Origin of the sequence: Streptomyces sp. NBC_01465 (assembly GCF_036227325.1) — a bacterium.
Classification (GTDB): Bacteria; Actinomycetota; Actinomycetes; order Streptomycetales; family Streptomycetaceae; genus Streptomyces.
In genome coordinates, this window is the sequence record NZ_CP109467.1 from 2,150,115 (window position 1) to 2,163,595 (window position 13,481).

15 protein-coding genes and 1 other RNA gene are annotated in these 13,481 nt (G+C 70.3%); 6 read left to right on the plus strand and 10 right to left on the minus strand.

Going from position 1 to position 13,481, the window contains the following annotated elements; translation table 11 throughout:
* Positions 1 to 38: 38 nt before the first annotated feature.
* Entirely contained in the window at positions 39 to 704 is a 666-nt protein-coding gene (locus OG707_RS09850; protein ID WP_329116540.1) for an AfsR/SARP family transcriptional regulator, read from the minus strand.
* A gap of 273 nt (positions 705 to 977) precedes the next feature.
* Between OG707_RS09850 and OG707_RS09855 the strand changes: the two genes are divergently transcribed.
* From OG707_RS09855 to OG707_RS09870, 4 genes are read left to right on the plus strand one after another with little or no spacing between them, the layout of a single operon-like run.
* Positions 978 to 2,174 (plus strand): sensor histidine kinase, encoded by a 1,197-nt coding sequence (locus tag OG707_RS09855; protein WP_329116542.1) that lies wholly within the window; start codon positions 978 to 980, stop codon positions 2,172 to 2,174.
* 32 nt (positions 2,175 to 2,206) lie between these two features.
* Entirely contained in the window at positions 2,207 to 2,788 is a 582-nt protein-coding gene (locus OG707_RS09860) for a response regulator transcription factor (RefSeq protein WP_329127695.1), read from the plus strand.
* A 54-nt stretch (positions 2,789 to 2,842) separates the two neighbouring features.
* A complete protein-coding gene (locus OG707_RS09865) occupies positions 2,843 to 3,619 on the plus strand; it encodes a MerR family transcriptional regulator (RefSeq protein WP_329116544.1) in 777 nt (258 codons plus the stop codon).
* Positions 3,616 to 4,248, plus strand: a complete 633-nt coding sequence (locus OG707_RS09870) for a hypothetical protein (protein ID WP_329116546.1) — start codon at positions 3,616 to 3,618, stop codon at positions 4,246 to 4,248. Before OG707_RS09865 ends, OG707_RS09870 begins: the two co-directional genes overlap by 4 nt.
* A 17-nt stretch (positions 4,249 to 4,265) precedes the next feature.
* Here the strand turns inward: OG707_RS09870 and rnpB are convergent.
* From rnpB to OG707_RS09895, 5 genes are all read right to left on the minus strand, one after another.
* Positions 4,266 to 4,667, minus strand: an RNA gene (gene rnpB, locus OG707_RS09875) — RNase P RNA component class A.
* Positions 4,668 to 4,706: 39 nt separating this feature from the next.
* Positions 4,707 to 5,276: a Uma2 family endonuclease gene (locus tag OG707_RS09880; RefSeq protein ID WP_329127696.1), complete on the minus strand. Its 570-nt coding sequence runs from the start codon at positions 5,274 to 5,276 to the stop codon at positions 4,707 to 4,709.
* A gap of 105 nt (positions 5,277 to 5,381) precedes the next feature.
* Positions 5,382 to 5,930 (minus strand): TetR/AcrR family transcriptional regulator, encoded by a 549-nt coding sequence (locus OG707_RS09885; RefSeq protein ID WP_329116548.1) that lies wholly within the window; start codon positions 5,928 to 5,930, stop codon positions 5,382 to 5,384.
* Complete coding sequence (locus OG707_RS09890; protein WP_329116550.1) at positions 5,923 to 6,348, minus strand: DUF4260 family protein; 426 nt, start codon at positions 6,346 to 6,348, stop codon at positions 5,923 to 5,925. Before OG707_RS09890 ends, OG707_RS09885 begins: the two co-directional genes overlap by 8 nt.
* 80 nt (positions 6,349 to 6,428) lie before the next feature.
* Positions 6,429 to 7,868 carry an RNB domain-containing ribonuclease gene (locus OG707_RS09895; protein ID WP_329116552.1) on the minus strand — a complete coding sequence of 480 codons (1,440 nt, stop codon included), beginning with the start codon at positions 7,866 to 7,868 and terminating at the stop codon, positions 6,429 to 6,431.
* An 88-nt stretch (positions 7,869 to 7,956) separates the two neighbouring features.
* On the opposite strand from OG707_RS09895, the gene yaaA reads away from it, so the two are divergent.
* Positions 7,957 to 8,739, plus strand: coding sequence for a peroxide stress protein YaaA (yaaA, locus tag OG707_RS09900; RefSeq protein ID WP_329116554.1), 783 nt, complete (start codon positions 7,957 to 7,959; stop codon positions 8,737 to 8,739).
* 62 nt (positions 8,740 to 8,801) lie between these two features.
* Entirely contained in the window at positions 8,802 to 9,434 is a 633-nt protein-coding gene (eda, locus tag OG707_RS09905; RefSeq protein ID WP_329116556.1) for a bifunctional 4-hydroxy-2-oxoglutarate aldolase/2-dehydro-3-deoxy-phosphogluconate aldolase, read from the plus strand.
* A gap of 65 nt (positions 9,435 to 9,499) precedes the next feature.
* Here eda and OG707_RS09910 read toward each other — a convergent pair whose 3' ends face one another.
* Genes OG707_RS09910 through OG707_RS09925 form a run of 4 tightly spaced genes read right to left on the minus strand, consistent with a single transcriptional unit; the run spans position 9,500 to position 13,346 of the window.
* A complete protein-coding gene (locus OG707_RS09910; protein ID WP_329127698.1) occupies positions 9,500 to 10,678 on the minus strand; it encodes a bifunctional RNase H/acid phosphatase in 1,179 nt (392 codons plus the stop codon).
* A complete protein-coding gene (locus OG707_RS09915; protein WP_329127699.1) occupies positions 10,678 to 11,421 on the minus strand; it encodes a zinc ribbon domain-containing protein in 744 nt (247 codons plus the stop codon). The genes OG707_RS09910 and OG707_RS09915 overlap by 1 nt, the downstream gene beginning before the upstream one ends.
* The gene (locus tag OG707_RS09920) at positions 11,418 to 12,257 is read right to left on the minus strand and encodes a Nif3-like dinuclear metal center hexameric protein (RefSeq protein WP_329116558.1); all 840 of its coding nucleotides are present in this window, start codon (positions 12,255 to 12,257) and stop codon (positions 11,418 to 11,420) included. Before OG707_RS09920 ends, OG707_RS09915 begins: the two co-directional genes overlap by 4 nt.
* Before the next feature lie 54 nt (positions 12,258 to 12,311).
* Positions 12,312 to 13,346, minus strand: coding sequence for an ABC transporter substrate-binding protein (locus tag OG707_RS09925; RefSeq protein WP_329116560.1), 1,035 nt, complete (start codon positions 13,344 to 13,346; stop codon positions 12,312 to 12,314).
* Positions 13,347 to 13,481: the final 135 nt, after the last annotated feature.

Sequence of the window (13,481 nt, forward strand, 5' to 3'; positions counted from 1 at the left end):
GGGGTCCTTGAAGGATCCCGCCCCCTCGCGTTTCACCGTCAGGGAAGCACCGGTGCGAAGTCGTCGGCCAGGATGGCGTGATGGGCGCCGCGCAAGGTCGGGCCCGGGTCGACCCCGAGTTGCTCCCGCAGCAGAACGCACCCGGCGCGGAAGGTCTCGAACGCCTCGGCCTGCCGATCGCTTCGATGCAGAGCGATCATCAGCTTCGCCCGGAACGACTCCCGCCACGGATGCGCACGCACCAACTGCGTGAGTTCTCCCACCAGTTCGTGGTGCCGCCCCAGCCGCAGGTCCGCCTCGATGCGACCCTCCAGCGCTTCCGTACGCGCCATGTCGACACGGGGCCGCTCGTTGTCGGCCAGCGCATCGGTCACCCCTGCGAGAGCGGGGCCGCTCCACAGCCCGAGTGCCGACCGGAAGCGCGACGCCGCCTCAGCGATCCGTTCCGTACGCATCAACGAATGTGCCTCCCTGGTCAGTTGGCAGAAGTCGTCCAGATCAAAACGGGCGCCCTCCCTCTCCAAACGGTATCCCCGGCCACACCGAGTGATCCTCGCACCGCCGTGGACATGCCCCCTGAGCCGCGACGCGTAGGTGTAGATCTGCGCCTGGTACGTGGCGGGAGGCCTCCGCTCCCACAGCACCCCGCCGAGGTCGGAGTCCGACACGATCCAGCCGTCGGCCAGCAAGAGGGCTGCCAGCAAAGACTGTTGCTTGCAACCACCCACCGGGGCCTCCACCCCGTCGGACCACAGGCCGACAGGCCCGAGAACACGAAAGTCCAACATGACCGACCATCAGCTCCCAACTGGCTCTCGATGACACCACGTTGTCGACGGTGTCATCCGATGCCGGTCGCGGCCCAGTGCTGTCGTCCCGGGTCCGGGGTGCATTCGTCACATGCTGGATCATGAAGAATTCACGGTCTCGCGGTTATGATCCCTCTCAGCGTGCGGGCGGAGGGGGCCAGCAGGACGATGTCGTCACAGGACGGTTCCGAACTGGCCGCGGATCGCCCGGAGTCGGAGCAGATCAACACTCCCGCGCCGCGCCTCGCCCAGGGCATCCTCCTGGCCGCGATGCTGAGCTTCCTGGTCATCTCGATGCTCAACGTCATCAGCCTCGGCCTGGGTGTGGTGCCAGACCTGGTGGCGCTGACCTGTGTGGCCGTCATCTTCGCGCTGCAGCTCCGGCACTCGCGTCCCGAAGCGAACCGGGTCCCCCCGCGCCAGAGACTGGTCACCCTCGGGACCCAGGCGCTTCTGACGTTCCTCCCCCTCCTTGTCTTCAAGGCCGCCTGGGGCGGCATGGCCGGGTTCTTCGCCGGCTCACTGCTGCTTTTGCTGCCGTCGCGTGTCGCCTGGCCGCTCTTCGGCGCAGTGGGCCTGATGATGCTGCTGCCACCCCTCCTGGAGGGGCGTCCGGTGCTGGAAAGCGTCTATATGTGCCAGTCCACCTGGCTGACCGGTGTGGTGGTGTTCGGACTGACCCGGCTGGCCGAGCTGGTGCACGTACTGCACGACACCCGGGGGCAGTTGGCCCGGATGGCCGTCACGAAGGAACGGCTGCGGTTCGCACGCGACCTGCACGATCTGCTCGGCTACAGCCTCTCCGCGATCACCTTGAAGAGCGAGCTCATCCACCGTCTGGTCACGTCCCATCCGCAGCGCGCCCTCTCCGAGGTACGCGACGTGCTGGTCATCTCCCGGCAGTCGCTGGCCGATGTGCGCATGGTCGCCGGAGGGCTGCGCGACATGTCCTTGACCGATGAACTCACCTCTGCTGAGGGCCTGTTGACTGCAGCGGAGGTAGACATCCGTGTCGACCTGCGGCTGGGGACGATGAGCCGGCAGGCCGGCACCGTGCTCGCTGCCGTACTCCGCGAGGCCGTCACCAATCTGCTGCGGCACTCCAAGGCCGACCGCTGTCTGATCGAGGCGGTGCAGGAGGAGGGCCGGATCCGGCTGTGTGTCGAGAACAACGGCGTGGACCCCGACTACCGCGACCCGTCCGCGCACAGCGGCAGCGGTCTCGGCAACCTCGCCGCCCGGATGCACGAGATCTCCGGCGAACTGAGCACCTTCCGCGGCCCCGACGACACCTTCCGGCTCGTCGCCGAGGCCCCGGCCTTCGACGCCGCGACGCCGGCCGCCGGAAAGGAGTCCGTCCGGTGACCCTTCGCCTTCGCCTCCTGCTGGCAGAGGACATGCACATGGTGCGCGGAGCTCTGGTGGCGCTGCTCGGCCTGGAGGACGACCTCGAAGTGGTCGCCGAACTGGAGCGCGGCGACGAGATCGTGGAGACCGCACTCTCCTGCCGTCCCGACGTCGCGATCATCGACATCGACCTGCCGGGACTCGACGGCCTGAGCGCCGCGGCCCAGCTCAGGGTCCGGCTCCCCGAGTGCCGCACCCTGATCCTCACCAGCCTCGGCCGCCCCGGCACCCTGCGCCGCGCACTCGGCGCCCAGGTCGACGGTTTCCTCCTCAAGGACGCCCCACCGCGCGAACTGGCCCAGGCGGTACGCCGGGTGGCGGCCGGACACCGGGTGATCGACCCCCAACTGGCGCTGACCGCCTGGGGTGCCACGGAGAACCCGCTGACGGAACGCGAGACGGAGGTGCTGCGGCTGGCGGCGGAGGGGCTCGAAGCCGGCGAGATCGCCCGGCACCTGCATCTGGCCCCGGGCACCGTACGCAACTACCTCACGACGGTGGTGACGAAGCTCCTCGCCCGCAACCGGGTGGACGCGATCCGCATCGCCCGCGAGGCGGGCTGGCTGCCGTAGGCCCCGCGCGGGTCGCTTGACCTTGCCGCAGCGTCAGGGTTTCTACTGGGCCTCATGCGAATCGGCGAGATCGCCGCACTCGCCGGGGTCACCCCCCGCGCCGTGCGGCACTACCACCACCTCGGCCTGTTGCCCGAGCCCGAGCGGCTCCCCAACGGCTACCGCGACTACGGCGTACGGCACGCCGTCTCCCTGGCCCGGATCAGACGCCTGACCGAGCTCGGGCTCGGACTCCCCGAAGTACGTGATGTGCTCGCCGACGACGAGGGGCGCGAACTGGCCGAGGTCCTGGAGGAGCTCGACGCGGACCTGGCCCGCCAGGAGGCCGCGATCGGGGAACGGCGCGCACAGCTCCGCGTACTCCTCGATCAGGCGCGGCAGGGCACGCTGCCCGCGGAGGGGCCGCTGTCACCGGGCCTCACGGAGCTGCTCTCGGCGTTCTCGCCGAGCGGCTCAGCGACCGCCGCGAAGGACCGCGAGCATCTGACGCTGATCGACTCACTGGCCGCCCCCGAGGAGCGCGACCGCCTGATCGCCGCGCTGCGCCCGCTCGCTGCGGACCCCGAACTCACGGCGCGGGTCAAGGAGTTGTACGTACGCCTCGACGACCTCGCGGACGCCTCGCCCGACGACCCGCGCATCCGGCCACTGGCCGACGAGTTCGCGGCAAGCGTCCCGGAAGCCGTGGTCGACCTGTTCGGCGGCGCGAGCGAGGCGACGCGGGACCATCCCTACGGCGAGGCGCTGCTGGCGGATTTCGCGCCCGCCCAGGAGGCGGTCGTACGACGCCTGATGGAGCGCCTGGCCGACCGAGCCCGGGGGAATCAATGAAAGCCAAACGAGCCGGACAGATCGCATGGCGCCTCACCCTCCACGAGTTCAAGGCCTTCCGCAGCCTGGGCCTGTGGATCGTCCGGCGCAAGGACGGGGTCGGCCCGGGCGATCATGCGATCGCGTACACCGCGCCACAGACCGCGATGCTGTTCGGCTTCCTCTTCGTGGCGGTCGTCGAGACGGTGGCCCTCGCCTTCCTGATCCCGTGGCCGCTGGTCCACGCGCTGGTGCTGTTCCTCGACGTCTACACGGTCGTGCAGCTCCTCGGCCTGCACGCGGCGTGCGTGACACGACCCCATGTGGTGGGCGCGGACGGCTCGTTGAGGATCCGGTACGGAGCGCTTTTCGATCTGCGGATACGCCCCGAGGACGTGGTGAACGCGCGCGTGGACCGGCGCTACCCGGAGGGCAGCCACTTCCAGCTGACCGACGAGGTGCTGGACATCATCGTGGGCAGCCAGACGAACGTGAGGATCGACCTGACGACACCCATACCCTTCGTCAGACCGCTGGGAATGCGAGGACACGCGCGCGTGGTGCGGTTCCACGCGGACGACGCCCCGGCCCTCGTCGCGGCACTCAAGCAGGCGGGCACAGTAAAGGCCCCTGACCAGCACATTCACTGATCAGCGGCCTTGAGTGGCGGACGAGTCGGCCTGTACGCCGGGTTTTGTCGCCCGGTGACCTTGCGGTCGCCGGGGAGACGGCCATCCATCTAGGACCGGCATTGCTGCCGGCCTCCTGCGGTCTACCCGCGAACTCGGGCGAGCAGCCCTCGATCGTCCGCGCAAAGCCGTCTTCCGACGGCCTCTCTTGACCTTGCTCCAGGTGGGGTTTACCTAGCCGCCTGAGTCACCTCAGGCGCTGGTGGTCTCTTACACCACCGTTTCACCCTTACCGAGGACCGAAGCCCTCGGCGGTCTGTTTTCTGTGGCACTGTCCCGCGGGTCACCCCGGGTGGCCGTTAGCCACCACCTTGCCCTGTGGAGCCCGGACGTTCCTCGGGAGGATCCGAAGATCCCCACGCGGCCGTCCAGCCGGCTCGTCCGCCGTAACGACCATGCTACCGGCTGGACCGGGCGCCTCAGACGAAGGCGGCTGTCTCCAGGTCGAAGCCGAAGGGGTCGGGGATCGACAGCGGTTTCCCGAAGGGAAGGGTGCAGTGCTGGCGGTAGTCGTCCGCCTCGGGGTCGCTGAAGAGCGTGAGCGAGGAGGCTTCACGATCTACGAGGAGATAGAGGGGGATGCCGCCCCGCGCGTAGCACCGGCGCTTGTCCTCCCGGTCCGCCCTCGGCTTGGTCGAAGTGACCTCGACGACCAGCGCCACCCCGTCGCAGGGCATCCAGGATTCCGCACCCCGGAACAGGCGCAGCGCGGTGGGGGCGAAGGTGCCGTCGGGGATGGCGTGGTTCTTGGGGCAACCTCCGCCGCTCCTGAGCTTGAGGCCCTTGTTCCCGGAGAACTGCATGTCTGTCAGGGACTTCCTGATCACTTGGGTCACGATCAGGCCGATGTAGTCCTCATGATCCCCATCCGGCGGCGGCGTCACGACAATCTCCCCCTCGATCAGCTCGGCCCGGAAGCCCTCCGGCGTATCCAGCGCCAGGAAGCCCTCCAGCAGGACATCCGCCTGCGTGAGCGGTTCATGCGGCATGGCAGTCATGTCGTCACGCCCCTTCCTCGGTCGCTCGCCAGACTGGGACATCGCGTGATCCACCGTCCGTGAGATGGGAGTTCTTCCCTCGATCGTGGCACACGATCACGGGGCGCCGTCGGAGTTCTCCGCCCGAAATGCCTCGGCGCCCGTCGCCCAGGCCTTGTCCAGGTCCGCGTCGGCGGGGAAGCGGCCCGTCAGTTCGAGCATCACCATGCCGTGCGCGAACGCCCACGCCGCCCTGGCCACGTGTTCGTCGCCGCCCACGGCCCGGAAGAGCGGTGCCGCTGCGCGGTTCTCCAGGCCCGGGGCGATCGCCTCGCGCTCCAGGGGGCGGTCCGTGGCCAAGCGGTAGAGGTGGGGGTGGGCCAGGGCGTACGTGCGGTACGCGGCGGCCAGGGCCGCGAAGGAGCCCGGTGTGCGGGCCTCCGCCGCTTCCAGCGCCTCCGCCGTTTCCCGTAGCGACTCCGCCTTGAGCGCCGCCTCCACCGCCTGCTTGTCGGGGAAGTGCTTGTAGAGGGACGGGGCCCTGATGCCGACCGCTTCCGCGATCCGGCGCATCGTGAGGGCGTCCGGGCCCTCCGTCTCCAGGAGGGTCCGCGCCGCCGCGGTGATCTGCTGGGCGCGGGTGGGGGCGGGGGTGGGGTCAGGCACGCTGGAAGCCTTCCTCGGAGCGCAGGCCGTAGCCGAAGGCGCGATCGTACGAGATGTGGGCGAGCCAGCCGCACAGAGCCGCAAAAATCGGCGCCCAGGCGAGGGGCGTGAAGGTGTAGAGCGCCATGAGCGCCAACGGGACCAGCGCCCGGTGGGCCGCGTTGTAGAACGGGACGGCGCGCGGGGCGAGTTGGCCGTGGGCCGGGCGCGGGGCGTCCGAGACGCCGACCAGCATCGTCAGGTCCGGGGCGATGAAGAAGGCGAGCGCGAAGAGGCCGGCGATCCAGCCGTGGTTGACGGCTTCGAGGACCGCGAACGCCGACCAGAACAGGGCGTTCACCAGCCAGGCGGTGCGGCGGGTGGTCCTGAGGACCGATGCGGTGGTGGTTGTGGTGGTGGTGGTCGTCGTCGCACTCATGGCTGGCCTCCTGCGGCAGTGGCTAACGCTGTTAGCCATGAGTGTGCGGCTAACGGCGTTAGCCTGTCAAGGGACTGGAATCACGCCGGGGCGAACTGCACCTTCGCCGCACCCGGGTCCGCCTGCGTCAGCCGTACGCGCAGGCGCTCCCCCAGCGGCAGCTTCGCCGTGCCGCCCTTGATCGCGGCCACCACCGCCGGGTCCTCCAGGTGCACCGTGCCGGCGGTCGGGTCCTGCTCCTTCACGTCCACCACGTACGCGTCGAACGTCTCGCCCACCCGGTCCTTGAGCAGCGCCGCCTCGACGATGTCCACGCACTCGCGCTCCACGGAGTTGGCGCGGCGCGTGCCGTCCGCCATCTCCTGGGAGAGGTCGGGGAGGGCCGCCGTCACCCACTCCGGGGGTTCCTCCCCGGCCACCGCCGCCAGGCACAGCTCGCCCGCGTAACGGTCGACCAGGCGGCGCAGGGGTGCCGTGCAGTGGGTGTAGGGGGCCGCCACCGCCGCGTGGGTGGCGGGGTCCGGGCGCTCGCCGTTCGTGAACGTCGTGTAGCCCGCGCCCCTCAGCAGCGTCGTGCACTCCTGGAGGAAGGCCGCGTGACGCGGGTTCTTGGGGTCCAGGGTGCGGATCAGCCGGGAGTACGGGACGTGGTGCGGCCAGTCGATGCGCAGCGCCTTCGCCGAGCGGCGCAGGCGCGAGACCGCGCCGTCGGGGGCCGTGGGGAGCGTACGGAGGATGCCCGTGCCTGACGTGAGCATCAGGTCCGCTGCCGCCATGCCGGTGAGGAGGGAGATCTGGGCGTTCCAGCCGTCGGCGGGGAGCGGGGTGCGGTAGCCGAGGACGTAGGTGCCGTTCTGTTCGGTGATCTCCTGCTCGGGGACGTTCAGGGAGATGCCGCCCCGCGCCACCTCCAGCGCCTCGCGGAGGTGGCCGATGTCGGCGAGGAGGGCGATCGGGGGCTCGGCCGTGCCGGCGTCGATGCGGTGCTGGACCGTCTCGTAGTCGAGCTTCGCCCGGCTGCGTACGAGCGCGCGCTCCACGTGGGTCGCCGTCGTGCTGCCGTCGTGGTCCAGGTCGATCTGCCAGAGCAGCGCCGGGGTCGGCTGGTCCGGGAGGAGGCTCGCCGCGCCCTCGGAGAGGAGGGGCGGGTGGAGGGGGACCTTCGCGTCGGGGAAGTAGAGCGTCGTCACGCGGCGGTGCGCCTCTGCGTCGATCGCGCCGCCGGGGGTCACGAAGGCGGTCACGTCGGCGATCGCGTAGTGGACGCGGAAGCCCGTGGGCGTACGAGCGAGGTGCATCGCCTGGTCGAGGTCGCGGGAGGTCGGCGGGTCGACCGTGAAGAAGGGGATGTCCGTCGCGTCGCGGGCGGGCAGGCGCGGGGACTTGGCGGATCGTTCCGCCTCGGCGAGTACCTCGGGCGGGAAGTCGTCGGGGAGCTCGAGTTTTGTGCGCAGCTCGCACAGGGCGGCCCGCAGCGGGGCGTCGTCGGGGCCGGTCATGTGCATATGGCGGCTGGGCATGGGGCGAGCGTATTGCGGGTGGGGGCGCCCGGCACCTTTACGCTGGCGGCGGTTGTTGTCGTAGGTACGTACATGAAGGAGACAAGCCGTGCTGGTGCTCTTGCCGCCGTCGGAGGGTAAGGCCGCGAGTGGGTCCGGTGCGCCCCTGAAGCTGGAGTCGCTGTCGCTGCCCGGGCTGACCGAGGCACGGGCGGTGGTGCTGGACTCCCTGGTGGAGCTCTGCGCGGGCGACGAGGAGAAGGCGCGCGAGGTGCTCGGGCTGAGCGAGGGGCTGCGGGGCGAGGTCGCGAAGAACGTGGAGCTGCGGACCGCGGGGGCGCGGCCCGCGGGGCAGATCTACACGGGTGTGCTGTACGACGCACTGGATCTCGCGACGCTGGACGCGGCGGCCAAGCGGCGGGCCGGGAAGGCGCTGCTGATTTCTTCCGGGCTGTGGGGGGCGGTGCGGGTGGGCGACCGGATTCCTTCGTACCGGTGCTCCATGGGCGTCAAACTTCCGGGGCTCGGGGCGCTCGGGGCTTTCTGGCGGGGGCCCATGGCGGAGGTGATGCCGGAGGCCGCGGGGGGTGGGCTTGTGCTTGATCTGCGGTCGGGGGCTTATGCGGCCGCGTGGAAGCCGAAGGGGGAGGTTGCCGGGCGGACCGCTTCCGTGCGGGTGCTGCATGCGCCGACCCGGAAGGTCGTCAGCCACTTCAACAAGGCCACGAAGGGGCGGATCGTACGGGATCTGCTGGTGGCGGGGGCGGCGCCCGGTGGGCCTGCGGAGCTGGTGGAGGTGTTGCGGGAGCTGGGGTACGTGGTGGAGGCGTCGGCTCCGGGCAAGGGTGGGCAGGCGTGGTCTCTGGATGTGCTGGTGGATCAGATCCACTAGGCCTGTTGCGGAGGGCGCAACGGGCGTTGCGTATGGCGTGGTGTGCCAGGCAGGATGGCGCCATGACTTCCGTGCTGGACCTTGCGCCCGTTGTTCCTGTTGTCGTGATCGACGACGCCGCCGATGCCGTCCCGCTCGCGCGGGCGCTGGTCGCGGGCGGGCTGCCCGCGATCGAGGTCACCCTGCGGACGGATGCGGCCCTGGATGCGATACGGGCCATCGCGGACGGGGTCCCCGAGGCCGTGGTGGGTGCCGGAACCGTCATATCCGCTGCGGGAGTCGAGGCCGCGGTGGGCGCCGGGGCGCGGTTCCTGGTGAGCCCGGGGTGGACGGATGCACTGCTCGACGCGATGCGGGGGTCGGGGGTGCCGTTCCTGCCTGGGGTGTCGACCACCTCGGAGGTTGTGGCGCTGCTGGAGCGGGGCGTGAACGAGATGAAGTTCTTCCCGGCGGAGGCGGCGGGTGGGGTGCCGTATCTGAAGTCGCTGGGCGGGCCGCTGCCGCAGGCACGGTTCTGTCCGACCGGGGGGATCGGGCTCGGGTCGGCGCCTTCTTATCTGGCGCTGCCCAATGTGGGCTGCGTGGGCGGGACTTGGATGCTTCCGGCGGATGCGATTGCTGCGAAGGATTGGGCGCGGGTGGAGGCGCTGGCGCGGGAGGCGGCGGCGCTCATCTCCAGCCCGTCCGGCGTTTGAGGACAAGCGACCGAAGGCCGCTTACGGCGGGGGACGGGGAAACCCCAGCACCCCCGCCGTCCTCGTCAGCGCAAGTGGCTCGTGTCGTTCAGGAGCCTCAACGACGCGTTGCCGTCCGCGTAGTACGCCACCGCCGACACCGACGCCGCCGACAGCTCCATCCTGAACAGCGACTCCGGCGGAGCCCCAAGCGCCAGCCGTACCAGCGTCTTGATCGGCGTCACGTGTGTCACCAGCAGGACCGTCTTGCCCTGGTAGCGCGCCACCAGCTTGTCCCGCGCCGTCGACACCCGCCTCGCCACCGTCGCGAAGCTCTCTCCGCCGCCCGTCGGGGCCGCCTTCGGGGAGGCCAGCCACGCGTCCAGGTCGTCCGCGTACCGCTCCCTCACCTCGCCGAACGTCAGGCCCTCCCACGCCCCGAAGTCCGTTTCGCGCAGGCCCTCTTCGACCGTGACCGGCAGGCCCAGGGCCGTCGCCACCACGTCCGCCGTCTCGCGGCAGCGGACCAGGGGGGACGTCACGACCGCCTGGATCGTGCCTCGTGCGGAGAGTGCCTTTGCGGCTCGCTCGGCCTGGGTGCGGCCCGCCGCCGACAGCATCGGGTCCGTTCCCCCGCTGCCCGAGAAACGCTTCTCAGGGGTCAGCGCCGTCTCGCCGTGCCGGAGCAGGACGAACGTCGCCGGGGCGCCGAGGTCCGCCGGGGCCGCCCAGCCCACCGGCGGGGCAGCGGCTTCAGTCGTACGAGGGGCCATCGCCGCCCGCGCCTTTGCCGCGCCGGCCACCGGGTCGCCCACGTCCAGGGCCGCCGTGGACGCCGACGGCTCCCACTGCTTGCCCTTCTTGCCCGCGTCCATCGCCTCGTTGGCCAAGCGGTCCGCGTGCTTGTTCTTCTCTCGCGGGATCCACTCGTACGTGACCTGGGCGCGCGGCAGGATCGTCGCCGCCTCCGCCGCCAGGGGCTTCATGTCCGGGTGCTTGATCTTCCAGCGGCCCGACATCTGCTCGACCACCAGCTTCGAGTCCATCCGGACCCGGACCTTCGCCTCGGGGTCGAGCGCCTTTGCCGCTCTGAGGCCCGCGATCAGGCCCTTGTACTCGGCCACGTTGTTCGTGGCGACCCCGATGTACTCCGCGGCCTCCGCGAGGGGCTCGCCTGTCACCGGGTCGAGCACCACCGCGCCGTAGCCGGCGGGACCCGGGTTGCCCCGGGAGCCGCCGTCGGCCTCGACGACGAACTGCCGCATCAGATCCCCGAGTCGGCCGTACGGACCAGGATGCGGCGGCAGTTCTCGCACCGCAGCACCGTGTCGGGGGACGCGGCCTTGACCTCGTTCACCTCGGTGATGTTGAGCTCCAGGCGGCAGCCCTCGCAGCGGCGCTGGTAGAGCCGGGCAGCACCCACGCCGCCCTGCTGCTCGCGCAGCTTCTCGTACAGCTTCAGCAGGTCGGCCGGGACCGACTCGGCGACGACCGAGCGCTCCTTGGTGGCCGTCGCGACGTCGGCGTCGATGCCGGCGGCCGCGGTGTCACGGCGCGACGTGGCGTCGGCCGTCTTGGCCTCGACCGCGGAGACGCGCTCGGTGAGCTCGGTCGCGCGCTCCTGCGCGGACTCGCGGCGCTCCATGACCTCCAGGACGACGTCCTCGAGGTCGCCCTGGCGCTTGGCGAGGGAGACGATCTCGCGCTGGAGGTTCTCCAGGTCCTTGGGGGACGTGACCGCACCCGAGTCCAGGCGCTGCTGGTCGCGTACGGCGCGCTGACGGACCTGGTCGACGTCCTGCTCGGCCTTGGTCTGCTCGCGTGCGGTGTCGGACTCCTCCGTCTGCACGGCGACGAGCAGGTCGCGCAGCTGGGTGAGGTCCTTGGTCAGGGATTCGATCTCGGCGTGCTCGGGCAGCGAATTGCGCTTGTGCGCGAGCTGCGACAGGCGTACGTCGAGGGCCTGGACGTCGAGGAGGCGGATCTGGTCGGCGTGGGCGGCGTTCAGTTGGGGGCTCCAGGAGATGAGTGGTGTGCTGTCCAGGGGTCTGTGACCGTACGGGAGACATGGGTGCGAAGACCCCATCCGTTCCGGTCGGAAATCTCGTCGAGCTGTGCCGCGGCCTGCTCGCACCAGGGCCACTCGGTGGCCCAGTGGGCGGCGTCGATCAGCGCGAGAGGAGATGTTTCGCGGGCCTCCGACACCGGGTGGTGGCGCAGGTCCGCGGTGAGGAAGGCGTCGACTCCGGCGGAACGCACCTGGTCGAAGAGGCTGTCGCCGGATCCGCCGGAGACCGCGACCGTACGGACAAGAGCGTCCGGGTCACCGGCCACGCGGATGCCCTGCGCGGTGGCGGGGAGGTGTGCGGCGGCCTGCGCGGCGAAGTCCCGCAGCGGGAGAGGGTGGTCGAGCTCACAGATACGGCCGAGGCCGCGACGGCCCGAAGCGTCGGTCGCGTCCGGCACCAGGGGGCGTACGACCCGGAGGCCGAGGGCGTCCGCGAGGGCGTCGGAGACGCCGGGGTCGGCGGTGTCCGCGTTGGTGTGGGCGACGTGCAGGGCGATGTCCCGCTTGATCAGGGTGTGCACGACGCGGCCCTTGAAGGTGGTGGCCGCGACCGTCGTCGTACCGCGCAGATAGAGCGGGTGGTGCGTGACGATCAGCTGGGCGCCGAGCTTGACGGCCTCGTCGGCGATCTCCTGCACGGGGTCGACGGCGAAGAGGACCGTGGTGACGTCCGCGTCCGGGTCTCCGCAGACCGTGCCGACGGCGTCCCAGGATTCGGCCCGCTCGGGGGGCCACAGGGCGTCGAGCGCGGAGAGGACTTCAGACAGACGGGGCACGGAGTACAGGTTACCTGCGCTCCGTGCCCCGCCTGCCGGGACGGCCGGTGCTGCTTACTTGACGAGGAAGGCGCGGAGGTCGTCGAGGACCTTGTCGGCCGCCGTCACGCCGAGGCCGAGGTACCAGGTCTCGTCCGGGACGTCCTTGGCCTGGCCGGCCTTGACCGCCTTGAGGTTCTTCCACAGCGGGTTGGACTGGGTGGTGTCGCGCTTGGTGGCCTTCGGGGGACCGTAGACGCCCGTGAAGATCCAGTCGGCGTCCGCGGAGTCGATCTTCTCGGGGCTGACCTCGACCGCGAGGTCGTTGATCTGCTGGTTCTTGGGGCGCGGGATGCCCGAGTCCTTGAGGATCGTGCCGATGAAGGAGGCCTGGGCGTAGAGGCGGATCTTGTCCGGGAGGTAGCGGACCATCGAGACGGTCGGCTTGTTGGGGCCGATGTCCGTGCCGAGCTTCTTGGCCTTCGTCTCGTACGCCGCCAGGTTCGTCTTCGCCTCGGCGGTCTTGTCGAGCGCGGCCGCGTTGAGGAGGTAGTTCTCCTTCCAGGTGAAGCCCGGGCGGATGGAGAACACGGTCGGCGCGATCTTGGAGAGCTCGTCGTACTTGTCCGCGGCGCGCAGCTGGCTGCCGAGGATCAGGTCCGGGTGGAGATTGGCGATCGCCTCGAGGTTGAGGTTGTTGATCGTGCCGACGTTCTTGGGGCTGCCCGCGTCCGCCTTGAGGTAGCTGGGGATGCCGACGCTGCCCTCGGTCGGGGCGTAGCCGACCGGCTTGATGCCGAGGGACACGACGTTGTCGAACTCGCCCACGTCCAGGACCACGACCCGCTTGGGCTGCGCCTTGATCTCGGTCTTGCCCATGGCCTGGGTGACGGTCCGCGGGAACTGTCCTGCCTTGGCGTCCGTGCCGAGCGCCGCGGTCTTCGCGGCCGCGTCGCCGAAGTCCTTGCCGCCCTGGGCGACGGCCTTGCTGTCGGCGCCTCCCTTGGAGCCGGAGCCCGCACTGTCGTCGCCGCTGGAGCAGGCGGCGAGCGAGATCGCTCCGACGACGGCGAGGGCGGCTGCGGCGGTTCCGCGGCGGCGTAGGGACATCACAGGCTCCTGACAGTGTTTTCTTAGGTTCGCCTTACCTTAACTGCCCCGATTCGTGCACAGCACACCCGCCCCCTCCCCCTCAGGCGAATCGATGGACGGCCACCCTTATGTGTGAAGTGGGGCGACTCGTGC

Coding starts and splice junctions, on each gene's coding strand:
- OG707_RS09855 (WP_329116542.1), top strand. CDS start 978: ATGTCGTCACAGGACGGTTCCGAACTGGCCGCGGATCGCCCGGAGTCG.
- OG707_RS09860 (WP_329127695.1), top strand. CDS start 2,207: ATGCACATGGTGCGCGGAGCTCTGGTGGCGCTGCTCGGCCTGGAGGAC.
- OG707_RS09865 (WP_329116544.1), top strand. CDS start 2,843: ATGCGAATCGGCGAGATCGCCGCACTCGCCGGGGTCACCCCCCGCGCC.
- OG707_RS09870 (WP_329116546.1), top strand. CDS start 3,616: ATGAAAGCCAAACGAGCCGGACAGATCGCATGGCGCCTCACCCTCCAC.
- OG707_RS09880 (WP_329127696.1), bottom strand. CDS start 5,276: ATGCCGCATGAACCGCTCACGCAGGCGGATGTCCTGCTGGAGGGCTTC.
- OG707_RS09890 (WP_329116550.1), bottom strand. CDS start 6,348: ATGAGTGCGACGACGACCACCACCACCACAACCACCACCGCATCGGTC.
- OG707_RS09895 (WP_329116552.1), bottom strand. CDS start 7,868: ATGCCCAGCCGCCATATGCACATGACCGGCCCCGACGACGCCCCGCTG.
- eda (WP_329116556.1), top strand. CDS start 8,802: ATGACTTCCGTGCTGGACCTTGCGCCCGTTGTTCCTGTTGTCGTGATC.
- OG707_RS09910 (WP_329127698.1), bottom strand. CDS start 10,678: ATGCGGCAGTTCGTCGTCGAGGCCGACGGCGGCTCCCGGGGCAACCCG.
- OG707_RS09925 (WP_329116560.1), bottom strand. CDS start 13,346: ATGTCCCTACGCCGCCGCGGAACCGCCGCAGCCGCCCTCGCCGTCGTC.